Below are 23,092 nucleotides of genomic sequence, written 5' to 3'. Positions count from 1 at the left end.
CCCCGCAGCCCGCCGCGCCAGCCCCCCGCCGCCCGCCGCGCCAGTCCCCCGCAGCCCGCGGGGGCCGGTGCGGTCAGTCCCCCCGCAGCCCGGCGCGGGCGAACTCCCGCATGCCCTCGGCGAATCCGACCGCCGGGCGCCATCCCAGCTCCTTCCGCAGCCGGGCGGAGTCCGCGGTGATGTGGCGTACGTCGCCGAGGCGGTACTCGCCGGTGACGACGGGCTCCGGGCCGCCGTACGCGTCGGCCAGTGCGGCGGCCATCCCGCCGACGGTCTGCGGGTCGCCGCTGCCGGCGTTGTAGGCGGTGAGCGTGCCGGCCGGCCGGTCCGCCGTCAGCGCGGCGACGTTGGCCGCGGCCACGTCCCGCACGTGCACGAAGTCCCGGCGCTGGCGGCCGTCCTCGAAGACCCGCGGCGCCTCGCCGCGCGCGAGGGCGGACCGGAAGAAGGAGGCGACACCGGCGTACGGGGTGTCGCGGGGCATCCCGGGGCCGTACACGTTGTGGTAGCGCAGCGACACCGCCGTCCCGCCGGTCGTCCGGGCCCAGGCGGCGGCCAGGTGCTCCTGGGCCAGCTTGGTGGTCGCGTACACGTTGCGCGGGTCGGCCGGGGCGTCCTCGTCGACCAGGCCCGGCGCCAGGTCCGCGCCGCACTCCGGGCACGGCGGCTCGAACCGGCCCGCGTCCAGGTCGGCGACGGCCCGCGGTCCCGGGCGCACCACCCCGTGCCGGGCGCACTCGTAGCGCCCCTCCCCGTACACGACCATCGACCCGGCGAGTACCAGCCGCCGCACGCCGGCCCCGGCCATCGCGGCGAGCAGCACGGCGGTGCCGAGGTCGTTGTGCGAGACGTAGTCCGCGGCGTCCGTGACGCCGTTGCCGAGCCCGACCATCGCCGCCTGGTGGCACACGGCGTCCACCCCGGCCAGCGCCCGCCCGACGGCCGCGGGGTCGCGCACGTCGGCGCCGGGGTCCTCGCGGACGTCGTAGCCGACGGGCTCGTGCCCCTGCTCCCGCAGGGCGTCGACGACATGGGACCCGATGAACCCGGCACCGCCGGTGACCAGTACGCGCATGCGTCCACGCTAGGCGCGCGGGCGCTCCGGGCCGGGCGCCACGACGGGCACGTCACGGGTCCGTAAGAAGCGGCGCAGCCGCCCGCCCGCGCACCCCTCTCACGACTTTGCCATCTCTTTACAACCTGTGTGCCGGCTGTCTCGTCTCTCCGTCCGATCCACCGCACCACCCAGCACCACCCCCCCCGCACGACTCCCTACACGACGAGAGTGAGCAACCCGATGCGCCGAACCCTCCTCAGCGCCGCCGCCCTGGCGTGCGCCGCCGTACTGGCCACCACCGCGCCCGCATCCGCCGACGACAGCCCGCGCCCCGCCCCCACCGCCCCGTCGGAGGAGCGCGCCCCGAGCACCGGCGACGAAGCGAGCGCCGTGCCGAGCGAGGAGAAGCCGAGCCAGGACAAGGACCGCTCCGAGGCGGCCACCCCGGTCCCGGCCGAGCGGGCGCCCGGCCGCGGCCAGGTCTCCGCCGTGCCCGAGGGCGCCGCCGACACCGGCGTCGCGACGTCCGATTCCTCCGGTACCGACGAGGGCCTCATCGGCGCGGGCGCCGGTGCCGTGCTCCTCGCGGGCGGCGTGACCCTGCTCGTGGTGCGCCGTCGTCGGGCGGCGGCGACCGGGGCATGATCCGTTCCTCCGGGCGCGCTCTCGCCGCCGCCGCGCTGGCCGTGCTGCTCGCCGGCTGCGGCGGGGGCGGCCAGAGCGAGGGCGGTGCCGCCGGCGGGGGCGGTGGCGCCGCGCCGGACCGCGGCGCCGCCTCGGCACCGTCCTCGCCGGCCGGGTCGAATTCCGCGCGTCCGCTGCGCCGTTCGGAGCCGGTCGGCCTGCGCATCCCGGCCATCGGCGTCGACACCCCGGTGATGCGGCTGGGGCTGGCGGCGGACCACACGGTGGAGGTCCCGCCCGTGGAGGACGACGACCGCGCGGGCTGGTACCGGCACTCGCCGACGCCAGGTCAGGTGGGCCCGTCCGTCCTCCTCGGCCACGTCACGGTGGGCAGCCACGGCGACGGCGTCTTCCGGCGCCTGGCGGAACTGCACCGGGGCGACCGGATCGAGACGCGCCTGGAGAACGGCACGGCCGCACAGTTCACGGTCACGTCCGTACGGACGGTCGCCAAGGCCGAGTTCCCGACGGACGACGTCTACGGGGACGTGGCCGGGCCGGAGTTGCGGCTCATCACCTGCGGAGGCCCGCGGACCGGCGAGGAGTACCGCGACAACGTCATCGTCTTCGCCGAACTCGGCTCCACCACGGGCACGTAGCGTCCCGCGGCCTCCCGACCGGCCGTGCCGCACACGGCATACCCTCACGACCATGGAGAGCGTTGAAACGGTCCCGTGACAGGGCGGCGTCCGAACTGTTCGCCGCCCTGTATCCGCGCCTCGCCGGCTGGTGCCGCCGTCTCGTCGACGACGACGGGACGGCGCACGAGATCGCCTCCGAGGCGTTCACCCGGCTCTGGGCCCGCTGGACGTCCGTGGAGGAGCCCCGCGGCTTCCTCTACGTCACCGCCGCCAACCTGGTCCGCGACCACTGGCGCAAAATGGAGCGCGAGCGCCGGGCGGTGCGCCGGGTCACCGCGGAGGTCGCGGTGCGTCCGCACGCCGAGCAGGCCGACCCGTCGGTGCGGATGCTCGTGCAGTCCCTGCCGGAGCGGCTGCGGGTGCCGATCCTGCTCCACTACTACGCCGACATGCCGATCCGGGAGGTGTCCGTGCTGACCGGACGCAAGGAAGGAACCGTCAAGGCCGACCTCCACGCGGCCCGCGAACTGCTCCGCGTCCACCTGAGGAGAAGCCTTGACCACACACCGTGAGGACGGGCCCGACGGGCAGGACGACCGGAACGGCGGGCGCGACGAAGCCCACTGGCGCGGTTCGGGCGACCGGCACGACCGGCACGACCGGGATGACCGGGATGACCGAGGCGACCGGCACGGCCGGTGGGAGCACGACGAGTCGGGCTCCGAGTGCGGCGCCGATGCCGAAGCCGACGATCCGCTGCTGGTCGTACTGCGTCCGGGCGCCGACTTCCTGGGCCCGCCGCCCGGCCGCTACCGGGAGATCCGCCGGGCGGCCTCCCGCCGGCGCCTGCTGCGGGCCGCCGCCGGCGCCGCGGCGACCGCTGCCGCCGCAGCCCTGATCGCGCTGCCCCTGCACTGGGCGGCCCCCGCGCAGCCCACGCGTCCCACGACACCGCTGGCTCCGGCGCCGTCCGGCTCCGAGACCCGGCCGCCGACGTCCGCACCGAGTCCGGCGCCCAGCGACCCTGCGCGAACTCCCAGCGAGATCCCCCTCCGGCCGTCCCCGGACCCGGGCCGCACGGAGCGCTCGGACCCCACCCCGTCGGCCCCCGACGCCGAGCGGTTGGACCGCCCGAGCACCGCGCAGGACGCCGAACGGCGGGTACCCGGAGACGAGACACCGGGCACCCGCCGTGAATCCGTGCCCACGCCGACGGCGGAGCGCGGGGCCGCCGCTGCGACGGAGCGCTGATCCGTCACGCGGTGCCGACGGCCGAGTGGGACGCCGATCCCACTCGGCCGTCCTGCGTGTCCGGCCCCGCCCCCGGCCTCAGGCGTCCTGAGGCGGGTTGAGCGCGGGGTTGAGCGCGGTGTCGAAGGCGGGGTCGAGCGCGGCACCGCCGAGCAGCGCGGACGCGGTCTCGACGGGCGTGGCGGCCGGCCCGGGCGCGGGTTCGGCACCGGGGGCGGGGTGGCAGGTGAAGCCGAGACGCGTCATGGCCCGGGTCACCTCGCCGCCGGAGAAGTCGCGGCGGTCCTGCCGGGTGACGACCTCGCCCACCTGCTTGACGGGGTAGCGGCGACGGCCGATCGTCACGGACTCGCCCGTGACGGGCTCGGGCGTGATCCCCTTCATCGAGTCCAGCACCCCGCCCTTGGTGAGGTCGAACGGGTACCGGGCGATGACACAGCGCATGATGCCTCCACAAGGGGGACGGGGCGGCACGGGCCGCCGTTCACCGGCGTCCGTACGGCCGCCGGGGAGAGGTGGAACGCGGGGGGGTGGAACAAGGGCTGCGTACGCGGCGGGTCAGGCAGCCGATCCGCCGGCGGACTGGCGGCGGGGCCTGCGGCGCGGGGCCTCGCCCGCGGGCCGGCCCTGGGTGCCGCGGCCCTGGCCGGTACGGGGCTGTGCGGTGCCGCGGCTCTGGGCCGTGCCGCCGCCCTGCCCGCCGCGGCCCTGCCCGCCGCGTCCCCGGCGCCCGCGGGAGGAGGCACCGCCGCCGGAGGACGCACCGCCGGACGCGGTGCGCCGGGTGCGCTGCTCCACGACCGGGACGGTGATGACGACGGGAACGCCGGAGGGAGCCTGCGCGCCGGTGATGCGGGACAGCTCCGCCTCGCCCGAGCGGACCGGGGTGACCTGCGGGGTGATACCGGCCAAGGCCATCAGCCGGGTCATCTCGCGCCGCTGGTCCGGGGTGACCAGAGTGACGACGGTGCCGGACTCGCCGGCCCGCGCCGTGCGGCCGCCCCGGTGCAGGTAGTCCTTGTGGTCGCCGGGCGGGTCCACGTTGACGACCAGGTCGAGGTTGTCGACGTGGATGCCGCGCGCCGCGACGTTGGTCGCCACCAGCGCCGTCACCTGCCCGTCCTTGAACTGGGTCAGGGTGCGGGTGCGCTGCGGCTGGGACTTGCCGCCGTGCAGGCCCGCGGCGCGCACCCCGCTCTTGAGCAGGTGCTTCACCAGCCGGTCCACCCGGTGCTTGGTGTCCAGGAACATGATGACCCGGCCGTCGCGCGCCGCGATCTCGATCGTCGCCTGCTGCTTGTCCTCCTCGTGGACGTGCAGCACGTGGTGCTCCATCGTGGTGACGGCACCGGCCGACGGGTCGACGGAGTGCACCACGGGGTCCGTGAGGTAGCGCCGGACCAGCCGGTCGACGTTGCGGTCCAGGGTGGCCGAGAACAGCATCCGCTGCCCGTCCGGACGTACCTGGTCGAGCAGGGCGGTGACCTGCGGCATGAAGCCCATGTCGGTCATCTGGTCGGCCTCGTCGAGGACGCTGACGGCGACGTCTCCGAGGTGGCAGTCGCCCCGGTCGATGAGGTCCTTGAGGCGTCCGGGCGTCGCGACGACGACCTCCGCGCCGGACCGCAGCGCGCCGGCCTGCCGGCCGATCGACATGCCGCCGACCACGGTGGCCGAGCGCAGGCCCACGGCGCGGGCGTACGGGGTGAGCGCGTCGGTGACCTGCTGGGCCAGCTCGCGGGTGGGGACGAGGACCAGGGCGAGCGGGCGCCGCGGCTCGGCGCGCCGGCCGGCGGTACGGGCCAGCAGGGCGAGGCCGAAGGCGAGCGTCTTGCCGGAGCCGGTGCGGCCGCGGCCGAGGACGTCGCGGCCGGCCAGGGAGTTCGGCAGGGTCGCGGCCTGGATCGGGAACGGCACGGTCACACCCTCGGTGCCCAGCGCGGCCAGCAGCCGGGGCGGCAGGTCGAGGTCGGCGAACGCCTCGACGGCGGGCAGGGCCGGCGTGACGGTCTTCGGCAGGGCGAACTCGCCGCCCTGGGGAGCGGGTGCCGTCCGGCGCCCGGAGTTCTGGGAGCGGCCGGGATTCTGGGAGCGGCCTGCGGCCCGGGAGCGGCGGGGACCGCCGCCGGAGCGCCTGTGGTCGTTGGAGCGTGCGCGGTCCATGCGGAACCTTCCTCGTACGGCGAGCGATACGGCGGGAGGGCGCGTATCACGGGACGGCGCGTATCAAGGGAGCCCGCGGCTGAGGAGATGCGCAGGGAATCGCAAGAACGAGCCGGATCCGGTCGCTGTCGGCGCAGTCGTCGTCGAGGACGTACTGGCCGGGGGACCGGAGGGGAATGTCGGGTGGAGAAAAAGAGAGAAACGCGAGTGAGGGCCCGCACCCCGAGGTGCGGGCCCCTACTGCGACGTGTGAGAGCGCGTCGTGAGCGTCAGGCGACGACGATGTTCTCGGCCGTCGGGCCCTTCTGGCCCTGCGCGATGTCGAAGGTCACCTTCTGGCCCTCGAGGAGCTCACGGAAGCCCTGGGCGGCGATGTTCGAGTAGTGGGCGAAGACGTCGGGGCCGCCGCCGTCCTGCTCGATGAAGCCGAAGCCCTTTTCCGAGTTGAACCACTTCACGGTGCCGGATGCCATGTTTTTCTCCTTCGGTACGGTGCTCGGAGCCCACCCTGTGCGGACTCCGGTCGCCGTAATGATCACCCCGTCGGAAAAAACCTTCAGGCAACCACAACTGCAACTTCCGTCGACAGTAGCACGCCGTGACCGGGCAGGCTCTGGTGACAATCCGCTGGTCGGATCGTCAGAGCGGCCGGATCGCCGGAGTGGGCCGCGTCATGTCAGGTCGGCGATGTCCTCCGCGGTGAGGTCGATCGACCCGGCGGCCACGTTCTCCTCCAGGTGGGCCGGCGAGCCGGTGCCCGGGATGGCCAGGGTCACGGGGGAGGACGCGAGCAGCCAGGCGAGGGCGATCTGCTGGGCCGTGGCCCCGTGCCGGTCGGCGACCCGGGCGATCCGGTCCTCGCGGATGTCGCTCAGGCCGCCGCCCAGCGGGAAGTACGGCACATAGGCGATGCCCGCCTCCTCGCAGGCCGCGAGTACCTCCGCGTCGTCGCGGTTGCCGGCGTGGAAGTGGTTCTGCACGGCCGCGACGGGCGCGATCGCCCGGGCCTCGGCGAGGTGCCCGGCGTCCACGTGGCTCAGGCCCAGGTGCCGGATCAGGCCCTCCTCGCGCAGCGCCGCCAGCGCCTCGAAACGCGCGGCGACGGACTCGCCGCGCGGGGCGGGGCCCATGCCCCCGGCGCGGAAGTAGACCAGGTCGAGGCGGTCGAGGCCGAGGGCCTCCAGGTTCTCCTCGACCATCGGACGCAGGGCGGCCGGATCGGTGGTCGCCTCGGCGCCGCCGTCGGCTGTGCGCACCGGGCCGACCTTGGTCGCGACGACCAGTCCCTCCGGGTAGGGGTGCAGGGCCTGCCGGATCAGGTCGTTGGCGCGGACGGTGCCGTCGTCGCTGGTGTAGAAGCCCGCGGTGTCGATGTGGTTCACACCCAGCTCCACGGCACGGCGCAGTACGGCGCGTCCGGTCTCCGGGTCGCGGGCCGGGCCGTGGAAGCCGTTGGCGGACAGGCGCATGGCTCCGAAGCCGAGCCGGTGGATGGGGAGGTCGCCGCCGAGGCGGAAGTCGTTGCTCATGCCCTCACCCTGCGAGCCCCGGCCCCGCCTCCGCGAACCCCTGGCAACTTGCTGCCAAACCCGCGGTGGGGAGGGGAGCGGGGCGGTGTCCCCGTCCCCGTGGCGAGGGTGCGCCCGTCCCCGTGGCGAGGGTGCGCCCGACCCCGTGGCGCGCACGTGCCCGTCCCCGTAGCGCGGGTGCGCCCCTCTCCGTGGCCCTGGTGCGCCGGTCCGGGACCCCGCCGATCGCTGGGCCCCCGATCGCGGGGCGCGCCGACACGCCGCGGGGTGACAATGGCCGTATGGCAGAGAGCGTGACGATCCACGGAGAGCTGGACCTTCTGGCCCGGGCCGGGCACCTGTTCTCATCGGTCACCGAGGAGTTCGTGTGCGCCGCCCGCGACCTCGACACCTGGCCCCGCCCCCGCTCCCAGGAGACGGCCCGCGCCCGGGTGCGGGCCAGCCGCGTGCGGCGGGTGCGCAAGCTGTTCAGCCCGACCGCGCTGGTCGGCGAGGAGAGCCGCCAGGGACTCGTCGAGCTGGCCGGTTCCGGCGCCCAGGTGCGTATCGCCGCGGGCGCCCTGCCGCACGAGACGATCGTCATGGACCGCCGGTACGCGATCCTCGCCGGGGCCGACGCGCCCACCGGCCGCGCGTACACGGTGACCACCGAACCCGCCGTGGTCGGCGGGGTGTACGCCCTGTTCGAGGCGGCCTGGGAGGCGGCCACCGACCTGGCGTCCTTCCTGCGGGGCGAGCAGCCCCACCTCGACGAAGGCAGCCGGGCGGTGCTGCGGGCGCTGGGCTCCGGCGCCACCGACGAGGCCGCCGCGCGGGAGCTGGGGATGTCGCTGCGCACCTACCGGCGCCGGGTCGCCGAACTGCTCGCCGCGCTCGACGCCGGGTCGCGCTTCCAGGCCGGGGTGCGCGCGGGGGAACTCGGCCTGACCGGCTGAGGGGAGGCGCCCCCCCCGGCCCTACACTTCTGCCCCCCCGCCGCTCGGCTACTTGCTGACCGCGAAGCGCATCAGGGCGTGCTCGTCGCCCTGCTTGATCTTGCCGGTGTCGTTGATGACCTCCAGCTTCCAGGCGCCGCCCACGCGCACGGCCTTGGCCACGGCGCAGCCGTTGTCCTGGCTCAGCAGGCTGGGCCAGATGTCGGCGACCTGCTGGGTGCTGCCGCCGGTGGCGTCGTACACCTTGAAGCTGATGTTGCGCGCCTTCTGGAAGTTGCTGCCCTTCTTGTACGCGGCCGCGACGAACACGATGGACGTGATGACGCTCGGGAGCCGCGCGAACTCCACGGTCACCGTTTCGTCGTCCCCGTCGCCGTGACCGGTCTGGTTGTCGCCGCTGTGGAGCAGCGAGCCGTTGCCCATGGGGTCGAGCGAGTCGAGCCCGGCCAGGCGCACGGGGTCGGCCCCCTGCAGGGCGACGGCGATCAGGTCGAGGTCGGTGCCGGTCTTGCGGCGCAGTTTGCCGAGCACGCCGCCGCTGCTGCCGGCGGTGGGGTCCCAGGAGACTCCGATGGACAGGTGGGTGACCCCGTCCAGGTCCGCGGGTCCGTCTTCCTTGGTGAGCGTGATCATGCGCGAGTCATCCTCCGTTTTCGGGCCTACAGCGCAGAGTCTGCCTGGCGCCGCGAAGATCCGAAATGGCGGGTCTGTCACGACGGCGGGGGCCGGGGCAGGGTTCCGGGGCCGGACGGTCGCCGCGCGAGCCCGCCCCGGTGGCTCGCGACCGGGGGCGCGCCACCCCCGATTGACTACGCTGCGGGCATGCGGGCGGTGGAGAAGAGCGACCTGACCGGGCGGGCGCGGCTGCGGGCCGCGGCGCTGGAACTGTTCGCCGAGCGCGGCTTCGAGGCGACCTCGACCCGGGCGGTGGCCGCGGCGGCCGGTGTCTCACCGGCGCTGGTGACCCGGCACTTCGGTTCGAAGGACGGGCTGCGCGCGGAGGTCGACCGGTACGTGCTGGAGCGGATCGGCGGCGAACTGGCCGGCGTGGACCCGGCGGACGGCCTGCTGGAGTCCCTGGGGTCGGTCTCGGCCCGCCTGTTCGGCGCGGACCCGGTGCTGAGGGGGTATCTGCGCCAGGTGCTGCTGGAGGACAGCGAGGCCAGCGCGGAGCTGTTCGGCCGGCTGCTGAGCGGGGCGCGGGCCGAGCTGGAGCGGCTCTCCGCCGTGCACGGGACGTCCGGCGGGGGCGGCGGCGCCGACGACGCGTGGGCGCCGTTCCAGCTGCTCTGCCTGATCCTCGGTCCCCTGCTGCTGGAGCGGGTGATGCAGCCCAACCTGGACGACCCGATGTTCGCCCCGGACGTCCTGCGGCACCGCAGCGCCGCCAACCAGCGCCTGCTCCTGCACGGCTTCTACGGCTCGCCGGAGGAGCGCCCGGGGGGCTAGCACCAGTGCAAGGTGTACATGTGTTGAGGATGCTCAACACATGTACACATCGCATACTCCTCCCGCCACTCCTCCCTCCTCCTCCGGGCCGCCGGGCGGCCGCCGCCTCGACTGGCTCGACAACCTGCGCGTCGCGCTGACCGTGCTGGTCGTGCTCCACCACGCCGCCCAGCCCTACGGCCCCGCCGACTGGTGGTACGTCGAGGGCGAGCCGCGGTCCGGGGCCCTCGCCACGTTGTCGGCCGTCGACGGCGCGTTCTTCATGAGCCTGTTCTTCTTCGTCTCCGCCGTCCTCGTCCCCGCCTCGTACGAGCGCCGCGGGGCCCGGCGGTTCCTGACGGGCCGGCTCGTCCGGCTGGGCATCCCGGTCGTCGTCGGCGCGCTGACGATCGTCCCGGGGCTGATGTACGCCTACTACGTCCACTACCGCGGCTATCCGCCCCTCTCCTTCCCGCGCTACTTCACCGACGTGTACCTGGGGCTGGGTGACAGGCCGGCCGGCTGGAGCGGACCGTCCTGGCCGGACCTGCAGTTCGGGCACCTGTGGTTCATCCAGAACCTGCTCGCCTGCACCGTCGTATACGTCGTCCTGCGCCGCCTCGGCGGCCTGCTGCGCCCGCGGGCCCGCCGCCGCCTGCCCCCGCCCGGCCCTCTCGCGCTCGCCGCCCTGACCGTCCTCGTCGCCGGTGCCACCTTCCTCGTCCGGCTGCGGTACCCGCTGGACGAGTGGGTGCCCGTCCTGGATTTCCTGCAGGTCGAGCCCGCGCGCGTGCCGCAGTACCTCGTCTTCTTCACGGCCGGTCTGCTCGCCTCCCGGCACGACTGGCTCGACCGCTTCGACGCCCGCGTCGGCTGGGCGTGGCTGGCGGGCGGGGCGGTGGGGGCGGCCGTGCTGTTCGCGGTCGGCGCCGACGCGGAGTGCTTCGGACCGGGCGGCGCGAACGGGCCGGCCGCGCTGTGGGCGGCGTACGAGAGCGCGCTGTGCGTGGCGCTGTGCGTCGGCCTGCTCACGCTCTTCCGCGCGGTGGCGGCCGGCGGCACCCGCTGGTCGCGGGAGCTGGCGGCGGACTCCTACGGCGTGTACATCGTCCACCTGCCGCTGGTGGTCGCCGTGCAGTACGCCCTGGCCGACCGGAGCACGTCCGCGGCGGGCCTGTGGCTCGCGGTGTCCGTCCTCGCGGTGCCGGCCGCGTTCCTCCTCGCCGCGGGAGTGCGCAGGCTGCCGGGCGCGCGCCGCGTACTGTAGCCGGGCGTCGCAACCCGTGGCGTAATTCTTTCGTCTTCTCCGGCTGACGGGACGGCAACATTCCCGTTGACCGAAAGGTCATCATCCGCCTGAAAGCGGCTAAATCGGCTGGATCGGTAAAGCGGCTGAAAACGGCCGAAAAGAATGAAGATTGAGATACATGCCTTCACCGATACTTTCGCGAATAGGTTGGCATCGGCCGCGGGTCAGACTCTGGGCCGTGGCGGGGGTGGTGACCCTCGGGTTCCTCATCGCACTGGAGGTCGCCGCGCGGCGCTACGGCCTACCCGGGCCGATCACCAACCAGGCGAAAGAGGTGGTGTTCGCCCCGGCGTCGGGACCGCTCCTGTACGCCGGGCTGGCGCTGACGATGGTGGTGCTGACCTGGCGGCAGCGGTTCGTCGCATTCGCCGCCGCCCTCGGCATCGACGCCGCGGTGGCCCTGGTGCGGTGGCTGGCGGACGCCACGGTCACCGGCGGACACGCCTTCGGCAACGGGGCGCTGTGGGTGGTCCTGGGCTGTGCGGTCACGGCCCTCACCCGCCGCACCGGCGCCGAACGGATCCTCCTGCTGAAGGGCGCGGGACTGGGTCTCCTGCTGGTGGCCGGCCGCAAGACGGGGGACGCCTGGCTCCTGATCACGGCCAAGGCCCACCCCGCGGTGCTCGACCCCTACGTGGCCGTCGCCGACCACGCGCTGGGCAACCCCTCCTGGCTGGTGGGCCGGGCGGTCAGGGCGTCGGGGCCGGTCGGCGCCCATCTCCTCGACTGGGTCTACGCGCAGCTCGCGGTGGCCGCGGTCGTCGTCGCCCTCTACCAGCTGCGGCACGTGTCCGCCGAGCGCCGCTTCCCGAAGCACCACCTGGTGCGCACCTTCCTGCTGATAGGCCTGCTCGGGCCGGGCATCTACATGATCTTCCCCGTGGTCGGGCCGATCTTCACCTACGGCGCCGGAGCCTTCGGCACGGGCGGTGAGCAGTGGGCGATCGCCCCGCTGTGGCCGGACACGCTCCCGCCGATCGGCCCGCCCAGGCCGTGGACGTACGACGGGATCACCCCCCGCAATTGCATGCCGAGTCTGCACACGGCGTGGGCCACGGTGATTTTCCTGCATTCCCGGAAGGGGCCGCGCGTTCTGCGTTTCGCGGGCACGTTCTGGCTCGTCGCCACCCTCACCGCGACCCTGGGTTTCGGTTACCACTACGGAATCGACCTCGTCGCCGGCGTGGTGTTCGCCGTCACGGTCGAGGCGGGGCTGCGCTCGTTCGACCGCGGCTGGGACCGCGCGGGACTCCGGCTGGTCGCGCACGGAGTGGTCGTCTTCGCCGCGGTCCTGGCCGCGTCCCGCTATCTGTCGGTGGACCTGGCCCGCCATCCTCTGGTGTTCGGCCCGCTGCTGCTGCTCGCGATGGCCTCGGTGCTCCACGGCTACGCGCGGACCACGAAACGGTGGGCGGAGCCGGAGCCCCGGACGGCCGTCACGCGACCGCCGGGACCGCGCCTCGAAGCAGCCTGATGTCGCGACGGCGTCATGGGGCATCAGGTGACGCCACAGTGACGTCAGGGGGCGTCGGGTGGCGCTCCCGACTGGCTCCACCCGACCGAACTGCCTGACTTGCTTTCCCGTGTTTCCCCAGGTGGTCGCCCTGATGGGGTGCTTTGACGTCATGTGATGCACTGAAAGGGTTGCAGGTGACGTCATGATGGTGCCACCATGACGTCATGGACCTCACCCCGTATGTCGACAGCCTCCGCCGCGACCTCGCGGTGGCCGCCGAAGCCGGTGGCGACGAAGCCCGCGAGCTGGCCGAGCGGCTGATCGCGCCGCTGGAGTCGGCCGCCCGGCTGGCCATGCTCAACGTGCTCTCCGCCGCGATGGACGAGATCACCCGCGACCTCGCCCCCGGCTCGGTCGACGTACGGCTGCGCGGGCTCGACCCCGACTTCGTGGTGACCCCGCCACCGGCCGACGCCGGCGAACCCGCGGTGCCGGCCGCCCCGCCCGCCGGGGTGCCGACGACGCAGGCCCCCGCCGACGGCGACGAAGGCGGCGCCGCCCGGGTCAGCCTGCGTCTGCCGGCCCAGCTGAAGGCGCGCGCCGAGGAGGCGGCGAACAGCGAGGGCCTGTCGGTCAACGCGTGGCTGGTGCGGGCCGTGTCGACCGCGGTCGACGGCGGCGGCGCACCGCGCACGACGGGGAAGGTCCGCACCGTCGGCCAGAGCTTCACGGGCTGGGTGCGCTAGCGGCGCCCCGCCCGCCCCGGGCAGTCGAGCACAGCACCACCCTCCACACCACGTCCCACCAGCGGGGACGCTCCCAGGACTCACGAGGACGGTACAGCCATGCCTTCTTACGACACTCCCGAACCGATCGCCGTCACCGCCCACGTGGGCGCCGGTTCCGTCCGGTTCACCGCGAGCGACCGGAGCGACACGGTCGTCGAGGTGCGGCCCGGCGACCCGAAGCGGGACAAGGACGTGCGGGCCGCCGAGCAGACCGAGGTCGCGTACGCGAGCGGCGTCCTGACCATCAGCACCAGGGAGCGCCGCTTCATCGGACCCTCCGGGGCCGTCGACGTGACGGTGGAGCTGCCCACGGGTTCGCGCGTCGACACGGACGGCTCCTGGACCCAGGTCCTCGGCGAGGGCCGGCTCGGCGAGGTGCGGGTCAAGACGTCGGGCGGCGACGTCCGCCTGGACACGACCGGCCCGCTGCACCTCACCGCCTCCCACGGCTCGGTCACGGTTGACCGGGTCGAGGGCGGCGCCGAGATCACCACCAGCTCCGGCAGCGTGCGCGTCGGCACCGTCGGCGGCCCGGCCGTCCTCAAGAACTCGCACGGTTCCACGACCGTGGGCGCCGCCCTGGGCGACCTGCGGGTGCAGCACGCCAACGGGGACATCGGGATCGCCCGCGCCGAGGGCTCGCTCACGGCCACCACCGCGCACGGCACGCTGCGGGTGGACGAGGTGGCCCGCGGCGAGGTCCGCCTGGAGACCTCCTACGGCGCCATCGAGGTCGGTGTCCGCGCGGGCACGGCCGCCTGGCTCGACGTCAGCTCCGGCGGCGGGCAGGTCCGCAACGAACTCGCCGCGTCCGGCGGCCCCGAGGAGGCCGAGGAGACCGTGCGGATCCGCGCGCGCACCCGGTACGGCAACGTCGACGTCCGCCGCGCCCGCGCCTGAACGCCCGCGCGCAACTGGTCCGTTCACTTCACCCGCTGTACCACGACACCCGCTCACCTCACTCGTCGAACGGGAGGGCGCCATGCCTTCATCTGTCATGCCCACGTCCAGCCACGGTGACGGTGCACAGCCGTCCCCCACCGCTCCTGTCCCTTCCTCTTCTCCTTCTCCTTCTCCTTCCGCCGCACCGGCCGTCTCCGCCGTCGGTCTGCGCAAGGCGTACGGCGACCACACCGTCCTCGACGGCGTCGACCTGCGGATTCCGGCCGGTTCCGTGTTCGCCCTGCTGGGCCCCAACGGCGCCGGCAAGACCACCACGGTGCAGATCCTGTCCACCCTTGTCGCCGCCGACGGCGGGCAGGCGCAGGTCGCCGGACACGACCTCGCCACCGCGGGCCGGCAGGTGCGGGCCGCGATCGGCGTCACCGGGCAGTTCTCGGCCGTCGACGGGCTGATCACCGGCGAGGAGAACATGCTCCTGATGGCCGACCTGCACCTGATCCCCAGGCGCGAGGGACGACGCGTCGCCGCCGGGCTGCTGGCGCGCTTCGGCCTCACCGAGGCCGCGAAGAAGCCCGCGTCCACGTACTCCGGCGGCATGAAGCGCCGACTGGACATCGCCATGACCCTGGTCGGCGGCCCGCGCGTCATCTTCCTCGACGAGCCCACCACCGGACTCGACCCGCGCTCGCGCCACAACATGTGGCAGATCATCCGCGAGCTGGTCACCGGCGGCGTGACCGTCTTCCTCACCACCCAGTACCTGGAGGAGGCGGACGAACTCGCCGACCGCGTCGCCGTACTGAACGACGGCCGGATCGCCGCCGAGGGCACCCCCGACGAACTCAAGCGCCTGGTTCCCGGCGGGCACGTCCGGCTCCGCTTCACCGGCCCGGACGCCTACCGCGGCGCGGCCACCGCCCTGCCCGAGGGCGCCCGGGACGACGAGGCCCTCACCCTGCGGGTCCCCGGCGACGGCAGCCAGCGCGCGCTGCGCTCGCTCCTCGACCGGCTCGACACCGCGGGCGTCGAGGCCGACGAACTCACCGTCCACACCCCCGACCTCGACGACGTGTTCTTCGCCCTGACCAAGGAGACCGCCCGATGAGCAGCCTCACCCTCGCCGCACGCAACTCCTCCACGATGCTGCGCCGCAACCTCCTGCACGCGCGCCGCTACCCCTCCCTCACCCTGAACCTGCTGCTCACCCCGATCATGCTGTTGCTGCTCTTCGTCTACGTCTTCGGCGACACGATGAGCGCGGGCATGGGCGGCGGCGCGGACCGCTCCGCCTACATCGCCTACCTCGTACCGGGCCTGCTGCTCATGACCATCGGCAGCACCACGGTCGGCACCGCGGTCTCCGTCTCCAACGACATGACCGAGGGCATCGTCGCCCGCTTCGGCACCATGCCCATCCACCGCGGTTCCGTGCTGGCCGGGCACGTGGTCGGAAGCGTGCTGCAGTCGGTCGCCAGTGTCGTCCTCGTCGGTGCCGTGGCCGCCGCGATCCGTTTCCGCTCCACGGACGCCACCGCCCTGGAGTGGCTCGCGGCCTTCGGACTGCTCGCGCTGTTCGCCACGGCGCTCACCTGGGTCGCCGTCGGCATGGGCCTGGTCAGCCCGAACGCCGAGGCGGCCGGCAACAACGCGCTGCCGCTGATCTTCCTGCCGCTGATCTCCAGCACCTTCGTGCCCATCGACGCCATGCCGGGCTGGTTCCAGCCGGTCGCCGAGTACCAGCCCTTCACGCCCGCCGTCGAGACCCTGCGCGGCCTGCTCCTCGGCACGGAGATCGGCGCCAACGGGTGGCTCGCGCCCGCCTGGTGCCTGGCGCTCTGCGCGCTCGGCTACTTCTGGTCGCGGTCGGTCTTCGACGGCGGCCGGAAGTGACGGGTGCTCCCCGCGGTCTCTCCCCCCCCGCGGTCTCTCCCCCCCGCGGTCTCCCCGCGGTCCTCGGTCAGTCCCGGTAGGCATGGGTCTGGGTCGCCTTGACCGTGGCCCAGACGGTGACCCCGGGATGGAGGCCGAGTTCGGCGGCGGCGACCGTCGTCAGGTCGGCGGCGAGCGGGAGTTCGCCGGCGAGGTCGGCGCGGATCCGGTCGCCGTGGGTCTCCAGGCCGGCCACCTCGCAGCGCCAGAGGTTGCGGGCGCTGGCGCCGGTGGGCCGCTCCCGGTGCAGGGTGACCGCGCTGGGCGGGAAGGCGACGAACGCCGGCCCGGTCAGCTCCTCGTCGGCCGTGATCGCGGCCCCGCCGTCGAGCCGTACGGTGTGGCCCTCGGCCCGCCCCCGGTAGAGGTTGAGGCCCACCAGGTGGGCGATGTAGTCCGTGCGCGGACGGCGGGCGATGTGGGAGGGGGCGCCCTCCTGGACGACGCGGCCGTCCTCCACGACGACGAGGTGGTCGGCGAGGACCATGGCGTCCAGCGGGTCGTGCGTGACGAGTACGGCGACGGCCTCGAAGTCGGCCAGATGGTGCCGGAGTTGGGCACGGACGTCCAGGCGGGTGCGGGCGTCGAGGGCCGCGAGCGGCTCGTCCAGGAGCAGCAGCCGGGGCCGGGTGGCCAGGGCGCGGGCGAGGGCGACGCGCTGGGCCTGGCCGCCGGAGAGCCGGCGCGGCTTGGCACCGGCGTGCTCGGCGAGTCCCAGCCGCTCCAGCCACCCGGCGGCCTGCGCCCGGGCCTGCGCCTTGGACACGCCCTGGCAGCGCGGCCCGAAGGCCACGTTGTCCAGCGCGGTCAGGTGGGGGAAGAGCAGGTAGTCCTGGAAGACCACGCCGACCGGCCGGGCCTCGGGCGGCGTACGGTCCAACTCCGCACCGTCGAGTCGCAGATGACCGTCCGAGAGCGGGACGAGGCCGGCGAGGGCGCGCAGGGCCGTGGTCTTGCCCGCGCCGTTGGGGCCGAGCAGCGCGACGACGTCACCGGGCGCGGCCGTCAGCGCCACGTCGAGCCGGAAGGCCCCGCGCTCGACGACGAGCCGCGCGTCGAGCCCGTCGGCGGCGGTGCCTTCGGTCTTCTCGATGGCCTCGGTCTTCTCGGTGGTCCCGGCGTCCTCGGTGGACTCGCTGGACTCGCTGGACTCGCTGGACTCGGTGTTCGCGGTGTTCGCGGTGTTCTCGGTCATGAGGCGGTCATCCAGCGGTCGCGCAGTCCGGCGAGTACGGCGACGGACACGGCCAGGAGCACCAGGCTGAGGGCGATGGCGGCCTCCGGGTCGCTCTGCAGGGCGAGGTAGACCGCCAGCGGCATGGTCTGGGTCCGGCCCGGGAAGTTGCCCGCGAAGGTGATCGTCGCCCCGAACTCGCCGAGCGCCCGCGCCCAGGCCAGCACGGCACCCGCGGCGATCCCGGGCGCGATCAGCGGCAGCGTGACCCGGCGGAAGGCGGTGAAGCGGGAGGCGCCGAGCGTGGTGGCCGCCTCCTCATAGCGGGGGTCGGCGGCGCGCAGGGTGCCCTCGACGCTGATGACGAGGAACGGCATCGCCACGAACGCCTCCGCGAGGATCACGCCGGCGGTGGTGAACGGCAGCGTGATCCCGAACCAGGTGTCCAGCCACTGCCCGACGACGCCGTTGCGGCCCAGCGCCATGAGCAGGGCGACACCGCCCACCACCGGCGGCAGCACCAGCGGCAGTGTCACCAGGGCCCGCACGAGTCCCCGTCCCGGGAACTCCACCCGGGCAAGGAGCCAGGCCAGCGGCACGCCGATCACCATGCTCACCAGGGTCGCCGCCGTGGCGCAGATCAGCGAGAGCCGCAGGGCCTGCCACACCTCGGTACTGGTCAGCAGCTCGGGCATGCTCGCCCAGGGCGCCCGGATCAGCAGGGCGACCAGCGGCAGTACGAGGAACGCCAGCCCGATCAGCGCCGGCACGAGCAGCGGCAGCGGGGCCCCGCCCCGGGCGGCACGGCGACGCCGCGGCCGTCCGCCCGCAGCGGGACCGACCGCGGGGCCGACCGCGGCACCGCCCTTGCGCGGCGGGGTCGGCGGGGTCACGGCGCCGTGAACCCGGCCCCGGTCAGCACCTTCTGACCCTCGGCGGACCGCACCAGCTCCATGAACGCCTTGCCCGCCGCGGAGTTGGGCGCGTCCTTGAGCAGGGTGATCGGATAGTCGTTGACGGCCTTCGCCGACTCGGGGAACTCCACGCCCTCCACCTTGTCACCCGCGGCCTGCACGTCGGTCTTGTACACGACCGCCGCGTCCGCCTCCTTCAGCACCACCTTGTTCAGCGCCGACTTCACGTCCTCCTCGTAGGAGACCGGGGTGAGCTTCAGGTCGGCGGCGGTCAGCGCCTTCTGGGCGGCGGCGCCGCACGGCACGGTCTTGTCGCACAGGACGACCTTCAGATCGTCCCCGGTGAGGTCCTTGAGCGAGGAGACGCCGTCCGGGTTGCCGGGCAGGGTGGCGATCTCCAGGCGGTTGCGCACGAAGGTGGCGGGTGTCCCGGCGGCGGCGTCGGCGTCCGTGACGACCTTCATCGTCTTCGGGCTGGCGGACGCGAAGACGTCGGCGGGCGCCCCGCCGGTGATCCCGGCGGCGAGCGAGTCGCTGCCGCCGAAGTTGAAGACGACCTTGGTGCCCGGGTGCTCCTTCTCGAAGGTCTTGCCCAGCTCGGTGAAGCTCTCCGTCAGCGAGGCGGCGGCGAAGACGTTCACGGTCCCGGACACCTTGTCCGAGCCGCCGGAACCGGAACCGGTGTCGGAACCCGATCCGGCGTCGGAGCCGGAGTCGGAGGACGAGCAGGCGCTCAGCGCCAGCAGCGCCGCGACCCCCGCCCCGGCCAGCTGAGACGTCCGCCGGGTCCGGCGCGCGGAACGGGTCATCACGGGTCCACTCCCTCGGTCCTGCCTCGGGCCCGAACGGACCCGCGTCAACCCGATGATAGTGCCGCAGGTGCAAGCTGAAAGTCACCTGTCTCTTCGCATGAGCGGTCGCAGGAGATCTTCGTCCTGGCATGTGCGTTTGTACGGGATGCCGTGCCGGGTACCGTCAGGGAGGAGGTGAGAGCCGTGAGCCAGTCCCTCGCGAACGCCGGTCCGGCCGCCGCACCGACGGCGGAGATGGTCATCACCGGCGACCTGCGCCGCCCGGCCCGGCTGAAGGTCTCCGACCTCCTGGCCTGGCCCCAGCACACGGCGCAGGTCGCCTTCGAGTGCGCCACCAGCGGCGTCCGGCACCACCGCTTCACCGGCCCCCTGCTGTACGACGTCCTCACCGACGCCGTCCCCGACTTCGACCCGCGCCGGCGCAAGGAGCGGCTGCGCTTCCTGATCGCCGTCAGCGGCGCCGACGGCCACTACGCACTGCTGTCCTGGGCGGAGATCGACCCGGACTTCGGCCGCGCCCCGGTCCTCCTCGCGGCCAGTCTCGACGGCGCCCCGCTCGACCGTGCCGGGTCCCAGCTGGTGCTGCCGCAGGACCGCTGCGGGGCGCGGTACGTCAGCGGCGTCGAGGTGGTCCGGGTGGACGGCCGTCCTCCGGTGCCGACCGCGGCGGGGTAGCTGCGGTCAACAGCGGTCAGCTGCGGTCGGCACCGGTCAGCAGCAGGCAGTGGCGGTCAGTAGCGGGCAGTGGCGGGGCAGCGGTCGGGCAAGCGGGCTCACGGCCGGTCGATGTGCACGTTCGTGGACTTCACGCGGGCGGTGGCCTCCATCCCCACCTCCAGGGACAGTTCCTCCACCGCCTCCCGGGTCAACAGCGACACCAGCCGGTGCGGGCCGGCCTGGATCTCGACCTGTGCCGCCACGTCACCGAGCTTGATCGCGGTGACGATGCCGGGGAAGGCGTTGCGCACCGACGTGTAGGACGCGCCCTCCTCGCCGCCCGCGCCGCCCTGGGCCAGTTCCACGGAGAAGGCGGCGAGGTCCTTCCCGTCGATGAGCCGCCTGCCGCCCTCGTCCCGGTGGGTCGCCATCCGGCCCGCGTCCGCCCACCGTCGGGCCGTGTCCGGACTCACGCCGAGCAGCCGGGCCGCCTGGCCGATCGTGTATGCCTGCATGGCCGCCAAGATAGGCGACCCCGGCCGGCCCGGACGCACGCGGCCGCCGCCCGCCGGAGGGCCGGGACTCAGCGCACCGGGAACCCGAAGGAGTAACCCTGCTCCTTGAGCCAGGGCAGGACCCGGCGCAGGGCCTCGACGGTCTGGGTGCGGTCGCCGCCCGCGTCGTGGAAGAGCAGCGTCGGCCCGTTGGAAAGCTCCCGCTGCACGGTCTCGACGATGGCGTCCGTGCCCGGCCGATCGAAGTCCTTGGTGTCCACGTTCCAGCCCAGCGGGCGCATCCCGTGGGAGGCGGCGAGCTTGCGGCTGTAAGGGGTGAAGGCACCGCCGGGCGCCCGGTAGTACAGGGGCCGTACGCCTCCGGACGCCTTGATGATCATGCGCTCGGCGTCGAGGATCTCCTTCGACTGGTAGGACTCCGGCTTCTTGTCCATGGCCGTGTCGTGGGAGACGGTGTGGTCGCACAGCCGGTGCCCGGCCGCGACGACCTGCTTCACGAGGTCCGGATAGGTCTGCGCCTGAACGCCCGTCACGCAGAACGTGGCCTTCACCCCGTACTCGTCGAGCAGGTCGAGCACTTGGGGGGTCCACGTCGGGTCGGGGCCGTCGTCGATGGTGATGTTGACGCCGCGCGCTCCCGCGTCCGAGGCGTGCACGATGGACACGTCGACGGGCTCGGCCGCTCCGCCCGGGGCGGCGGACGCGGACGGCTTCGGTGACGCGCTGCCGACGGAATCGGCCTGCGCGGTCCACACCGACGCCCCGACGGCCAGCAGCGTCACCCCGAGCGCGCCCCCGACCACCTTGCCGTACCAGCCCCGCCCCGCCCCGTGCCGCGCCATGTCCGCTCCGCCTTCCCGCTGTTGCCCGCCGGCCTCGGTCAGCCCGAGTCCATCAGGCAGGACGGCGAAGGGTTGCCCGGGGATCCGCCCGTTACGGATCGCGGACAGTCCCGGAGGGGTTCGCGGACAACTCGGCACGCGGGCGGGCAGCGCGGCGGCACCAGGCGGAGCGGGATCTTCCACTTCACGTAACCTTACGGTCGAAAACTTATCGCCGTAGCCCCTTGCGCGAGCGGTTCCTACACCCGTAGCTTTACACCCGTAAGCAAACGCCCGAAGCTCAGGCCGCAGCCGCAGCCTTCGAGCCAGCCGTGAACCGAATCGCGAGGGACAAGCCATGGACCACCACACCGCCACCCCCACCACCGTCACCGCGACCGAGGTCGTCCTGCCGGGCAAGGTCGAGCCCGAGGGCCTGGAGGTGCGCACCCACGAACTGCCCGCCCCGGACAAGGGCCAGGTCGTCCTGCGGATGGAGGCGACCGGCGTCTCCTTCGCCGAGCAGCAGATGCGCCGCGGCAAGTACTTCGACCAGCCGCCCTTCCCCTTCGTGCCGGGCTACGACCTGGTCGGCACCGTCGTCGGGACGGGCCCCGGGGCCGACCCCGAGCTGGTCGGGCGCCGCTTCGCCGCCGTCACCAAGACCGGCGCCTGGGCCAGCCACCTCGTCGTCGACGCCGCCGACCTGATGCCCGTACCCGACGGCATCGACCCGGCCGCGGCCGAGACCGTGATCGTCAACGGCGTCACCGCCTGGCAGATGCTGCACCGCACCGCCAAGGTCCGGGCGGGCGGCACCATCGTGGTCCTGGGCGCCAACGGCGGCGTCGGCTCCACCCTCGTCCAGCTCGCCCGCCACGCCGGCATCACCGTCATCGGCACCGCCTCCCCCCGCCACCACGAAGCGCTGCGCGAGCTCGGAGTCAGCCCCGTCGACTACCGCGACCCCGACATGTACGCCCGCATCCGCGAACTGGCCCCCGACGGCGTCGACGCCGTCTTCGACCACATCGGCGGCCCCGCCATCGAGGACTCCTGGCAGCTGCTGCGCCGCGGCGGCACCCTCGTCTCCTACGGCACCGCCGCCAGCAAGGACGAGGAGGGCAACTCCCAGGCACCCGTGCTCAAGCTCTTCGCCCGCCTCGGCGCCTGGAACGCCATGCCGAACGGCAAGGGTGCCCACTTCTACAACCTCTGGGCCGGCAAGCGCCGTTGCCAGACCTCCTGGCAGCGGCGCATGACCGAGGACTTCACCCAGGTCCTGCGCCTGGTCGCCGACGGCAGCCTCACTCCGCAGATCGCCGCGACCTTCCCCCTGGCCGACACCGTCGCCGCCCTGCGGCTGGCCGAGTCCCGCACCGTCGCGGGCAAGGTCGTCATCGTCCCCGGCAAGTGAGACCGGAGACACCGGCCCCGAAGCCCCGGCCCCCAAGCGCCCCAGCCACCCCACATGCTCCACGCGCCCCACTCGCTTCACGGGGCGCCCGCCCTCCTCCCGGCCCCTCCCTCACCTCCTCCCACCCTCGGAGCCCCGCCATGTCCTTCACCGCCCCTGCCGCCCCCGCCGCCCCCGCCGTCACCGCACCGACCGCGCTCCGCCCCTCGGCCGACGTCGCCAACCTCGCGACCTACGTCAGCTTCGGCCTGGCCTACGTGCTGGGCCACGGCTCGGCCGCCCTCTCCCGGGGTGACGCACCCCTGCTCGACCTGCCGGGATGGCTGCCCATGGCCCTCCTCGGAGCGGGCCTCGTCGCGGGCACCGTACTCGCCACCCTCGCGGCCCTGCGGGCCCAGCGCGCCACCACCGACCCCGCCGCCGTCCGCACCGGCCAGCTCCTCGGTGCCCTCTGGGTCACGGCCTTCGCCGCCCTGTTCCTCCTCATCACCGGCCTGGCCGCCGCCGTGGACAACCCCGACCTCCAGACGCTGCTGTGGCCCACCGGCTCGGGCTTCGTCGTCGGCCTCATCTACGTCGCCGAGGGCGCCACCCGCCGCAACACGCTCCACTACGCCCTCGGCACCTGGCTCGCCCTCGTCTCCGCAGCCGCCCTCCTCCTCGGCGACCCCGCCTTCTACTGGGTCCTCACCCTGGCCGGCGGCGGCGCGTACGCCCTCGCCGCCCTCCTCGAACACCGCCGCCTCGCGCGACGCGGATGACGAGTCCC

The 23,092-nt window shown here is 73.8% G+C and carries 26 protein-coding genes; 15 read left to right on the top strand and 11 right to left on the bottom strand.

Annotated elements, in window-relative coordinates; translation table 11 throughout:
• Positions 1-73 precede the first annotated feature (73 nt).
• Positions 74-1,075: an NAD-dependent epimerase/dehydratase family protein gene (locus tag IG94_RS0133375; protein WP_031046120.1), complete on the bottom strand. Its 1,002-nt coding sequence runs from the start codon at positions 1,073-1,075 to the stop codon at positions 74-76.
• Positions 1,076-1,297: 222 nt separating this feature from the next.
• Between IG94_RS0133375 and IG94_RS0133370 the strand changes: the two genes are divergently transcribed.
• From IG94_RS0133370 to IG94_RS0133355, 4 genes are all read left to right on the top strand, one after another.
• Entirely contained in the window at positions 1,298-1,702 is a 405-nt protein-coding gene (locus IG94_RS0133370) for a hypothetical protein (protein WP_031046116.1), read from the top strand.
• A complete protein-coding gene (locus IG94_RS0133365; RefSeq protein WP_031046113.1) occupies positions 1,699-2,340 on the top strand; it encodes a class F sortase in 642 nt (213 codons plus the stop codon). The genes IG94_RS0133370 and IG94_RS0133365 overlap by 4 nt, the downstream gene beginning before the upstream one ends.
• Positions 2,341-2,402: 62 nt before the next feature.
• Positions 2,403-2,894 carry an RNA polymerase sigma factor gene (locus IG94_RS0133360; protein ID WP_031046111.1) on the top strand — a complete coding sequence of 164 codons (492 nt, stop codon included), beginning with the start codon at positions 2,403-2,405 and terminating at the stop codon, positions 2,892-2,894.
• Positions 2,878-3,573, top strand: coding sequence for a hypothetical protein (locus IG94_RS0133355; RefSeq protein ID WP_263446478.1), 696 nt, complete (start codon positions 2,878-2,880; stop codon positions 3,571-3,573). Before IG94_RS0133360 ends, IG94_RS0133355 begins: the two co-directional genes overlap by 17 nt.
• 78 nt (positions 3,574-3,651) lie before the next feature.
• Here IG94_RS0133355 and IG94_RS0133350 read toward each other — a convergent pair whose 3' ends face one another.
• From IG94_RS0133350 to IG94_RS0133335, 4 genes are all read right to left on the bottom strand, one after another.
• On the bottom strand, positions 3,652-4,017 hold the full coding sequence (locus IG94_RS0133350) for an SCO5918 family protein (RefSeq protein WP_051159564.1): 366 nt from the start codon (positions 4,015-4,017) through the stop codon (positions 3,652-3,654).
• Between the two features lie 114 nt (positions 4,018-4,131).
• Positions 4,132-5,736, bottom strand: coding sequence for a DEAD/DEAH box helicase (locus IG94_RS0133345; RefSeq protein WP_031046101.1), 1,605 nt, complete (start codon positions 5,734-5,736; stop codon positions 4,132-4,134).
• A 269-nt stretch (positions 5,737-6,005) separates the two neighbouring features.
• On the bottom strand, positions 6,006-6,209 hold the full coding sequence (locus IG94_RS0133340) for a cold-shock protein (protein WP_019324834.1): 204 nt from the start codon (positions 6,207-6,209) through the stop codon (positions 6,006-6,008).
• Between the two features lie 198 nt (positions 6,210-6,407).
• Entirely contained in the window at positions 6,408-7,265 is an 858-nt protein-coding gene (locus tag IG94_RS0133335) for an aldo/keto reductase (protein ID WP_031046096.1), read from the bottom strand.
• Between the two features lie 281 nt (positions 7,266-7,546).
• Between IG94_RS0133335 and IG94_RS0133330 the strand changes: the two genes are divergently transcribed.
• Complete coding sequence (locus IG94_RS0133330; protein ID WP_031046094.1) at positions 7,547-8,200, top strand: helix-turn-helix transcriptional regulator; 654 nt, start codon at positions 7,547-7,549, stop codon at positions 8,198-8,200.
• Positions 8,201-8,248: 48 nt separating this feature from the next.
• Here IG94_RS0133330 and IG94_RS0133325 read toward each other — a convergent pair whose 3' ends face one another.
• Positions 8,249-8,833: a TerD family protein gene (locus tag IG94_RS0133325; protein WP_031046091.1), complete on the bottom strand. Its 585-nt coding sequence runs from the start codon at positions 8,831-8,833 to the stop codon at positions 8,249-8,251.
• A 189-nt stretch (positions 8,834-9,022) separates the two neighbouring features.
• Here IG94_RS0133325 and IG94_RS0133320 point away from each other — a divergent pair, with 189 nt between their 5' ends.
• The 7 genes from IG94_RS0133320 to IG94_RS0133290 all read left to right on the top strand — a co-directional run bounded on the left by IG94_RS0133320 (position 9,023) and on the right by IG94_RS0133290 (position 15,974).
• Positions 9,023-9,649 carry a TetR/AcrR family transcriptional regulator gene (locus IG94_RS0133320; protein ID WP_037763932.1) on the top strand — a complete coding sequence of 209 codons (627 nt, stop codon included), beginning with the start codon at positions 9,023-9,025 and terminating at the stop codon, positions 9,647-9,649.
• A 40-nt stretch (positions 9,650-9,689) separates the two neighbouring features.
• Complete coding sequence (locus IG94_RS0133315; protein ID WP_052410985.1) at positions 9,690-10,895, top strand: acyltransferase family protein; 1,206 nt, start codon at positions 9,690-9,692, stop codon at positions 10,893-10,895.
• A 220-nt stretch (positions 10,896-11,115) separates the two neighbouring features.
• Positions 11,116-12,411 (top strand): phosphatase PAP2 family protein, encoded by a 1,296-nt coding sequence (locus tag IG94_RS0133310; protein ID WP_031046086.1) that lies wholly within the window; start codon positions 11,116-11,118, stop codon positions 12,409-12,411.
• Positions 12,412-12,617: 206 nt separating this feature from the next.
• The gene (locus tag IG94_RS0133305; RefSeq protein ID WP_031046085.1) at positions 12,618-13,139 is read left to right on the top strand and encodes a toxin-antitoxin system HicB family antitoxin; all 522 of its coding nucleotides are present in this window, start codon (positions 12,618-12,620) and stop codon (positions 13,137-13,139) included.
• Between the two features lie 99 nt (positions 13,140-13,238).
• Positions 13,239-14,081: a DUF4097 family beta strand repeat-containing protein gene (locus tag IG94_RS0133300; RefSeq protein ID WP_031046084.1), complete on the top strand. Its 843-nt coding sequence runs from the start codon at positions 13,239-13,241 to the stop codon at positions 14,079-14,081.
• Between the two features lie 82 nt (positions 14,082-14,163).
• Positions 14,164-15,189 (top strand): ATP-binding cassette domain-containing protein, encoded by a 1,026-nt coding sequence (locus tag IG94_RS0133295; protein ID WP_211269708.1) that lies wholly within the window; start codon positions 14,164-14,166, stop codon positions 15,187-15,189.
• Positions 15,186-15,974 carry an ABC transporter permease gene (locus IG94_RS0133290; protein WP_031046080.1) on the top strand — a complete coding sequence of 263 codons (789 nt, stop codon included), beginning with the start codon at positions 15,186-15,188 and terminating at the stop codon, positions 15,972-15,974. The genes IG94_RS0133295 and IG94_RS0133290 overlap by 4 nt, the downstream gene beginning before the upstream one ends.
• A 67-nt stretch (positions 15,975-16,041) precedes the next feature.
• Here IG94_RS0133290 and IG94_RS0133285 read toward each other — a convergent pair whose 3' ends face one another.
• From IG94_RS0133285 to modA, 3 genes are read right to left on the bottom strand one after another with little or no spacing between them, the layout of a single operon-like run.
• Positions 16,042-17,208 (bottom strand): ABC transporter ATP-binding protein, encoded by a 1,167-nt coding sequence (locus IG94_RS0133285; RefSeq protein WP_224326352.1) that lies wholly within the window; start codon positions 17,206-17,208, stop codon positions 16,042-16,044.
• The gene (locus tag IG94_RS0133280; protein WP_031046076.1) at positions 17,205-18,080 is read right to left on the bottom strand and encodes an ABC transporter permease; all 876 of its coding nucleotides are present in this window, start codon (positions 18,078-18,080) and stop codon (positions 17,205-17,207) included. Before IG94_RS0133280 ends, IG94_RS0133285 begins: the two co-directional genes overlap by 4 nt.
• A complete protein-coding gene (gene modA, locus IG94_RS0133275) occupies positions 18,077-18,910 on the bottom strand; it encodes a molybdate ABC transporter substrate-binding protein (RefSeq protein WP_031046074.1) in 834 nt (277 codons plus the stop codon). The genes IG94_RS0133280 and modA overlap by 4 nt, the downstream gene beginning before the upstream one ends.
• 186 nt (positions 18,911-19,096) lie before the next feature.
• Between modA and IG94_RS0133270 the strand changes: the two genes are divergently transcribed.
• Complete coding sequence (locus tag IG94_RS0133270) at positions 19,097-19,588, top strand: molybdopterin-dependent oxidoreductase (protein WP_043485323.1); 492 nt, start codon at positions 19,097-19,099, stop codon at positions 19,586-19,588.
• Between the two features lie 98 nt (positions 19,589-19,686).
• Here IG94_RS0133270 and IG94_RS0133265 read toward each other — a convergent pair whose 3' ends face one another.
• Together IG94_RS0133265 and IG94_RS0133260 are read right to left on the bottom strand one after the other, a co-directional pair.
• Positions 19,687-20,085: a TOBE domain-containing protein gene (locus IG94_RS0133265; RefSeq protein ID WP_031046068.1), complete on the bottom strand. Its 399-nt coding sequence runs from the start codon at positions 20,083-20,085 to the stop codon at positions 19,687-19,689.
• Positions 20,086-20,153: 68 nt separating this feature from the next.
• Positions 20,154-20,927 (bottom strand): polysaccharide deacetylase family protein, encoded by a 774-nt coding sequence (locus IG94_RS0133260; protein ID WP_031046065.1) that lies wholly within the window; start codon positions 20,925-20,927, stop codon positions 20,154-20,156.
• 337 nt (positions 20,928-21,264) lie between these two features.
• Here IG94_RS0133260 and IG94_RS0133255 point away from each other — a divergent pair, with 337 nt between their 5' ends.
• A complete protein-coding gene (locus IG94_RS0133255; RefSeq protein ID WP_031046062.1) occupies positions 21,265-22,323 on the top strand; it encodes a medium chain dehydrogenase/reductase family protein in 1,059 nt (352 codons plus the stop codon).
• Positions 22,324-22,463: 140 nt separating this feature from the next.
• Positions 22,464-23,084: a hypothetical protein gene (locus IG94_RS0133250; RefSeq protein WP_031046060.1), complete on the top strand. Its 621-nt coding sequence runs from the start codon at positions 22,464-22,466 to the stop codon at positions 23,082-23,084.
• Positions 23,085-23,092: the final 8 nt, after the last annotated feature.

The organism is Streptomyces olivaceus, from assembly GCF_000721235.1.
GTDB lineage: Bacteria > Actinomycetota > Actinomycetes > Streptomycetales > Streptomycetaceae > Streptomyces > Streptomyces olivaceus.
Note: the sequence above shows the minus strand (reverse complement) of the source record. Positions and strands in the feature narration are given on the sequence as shown.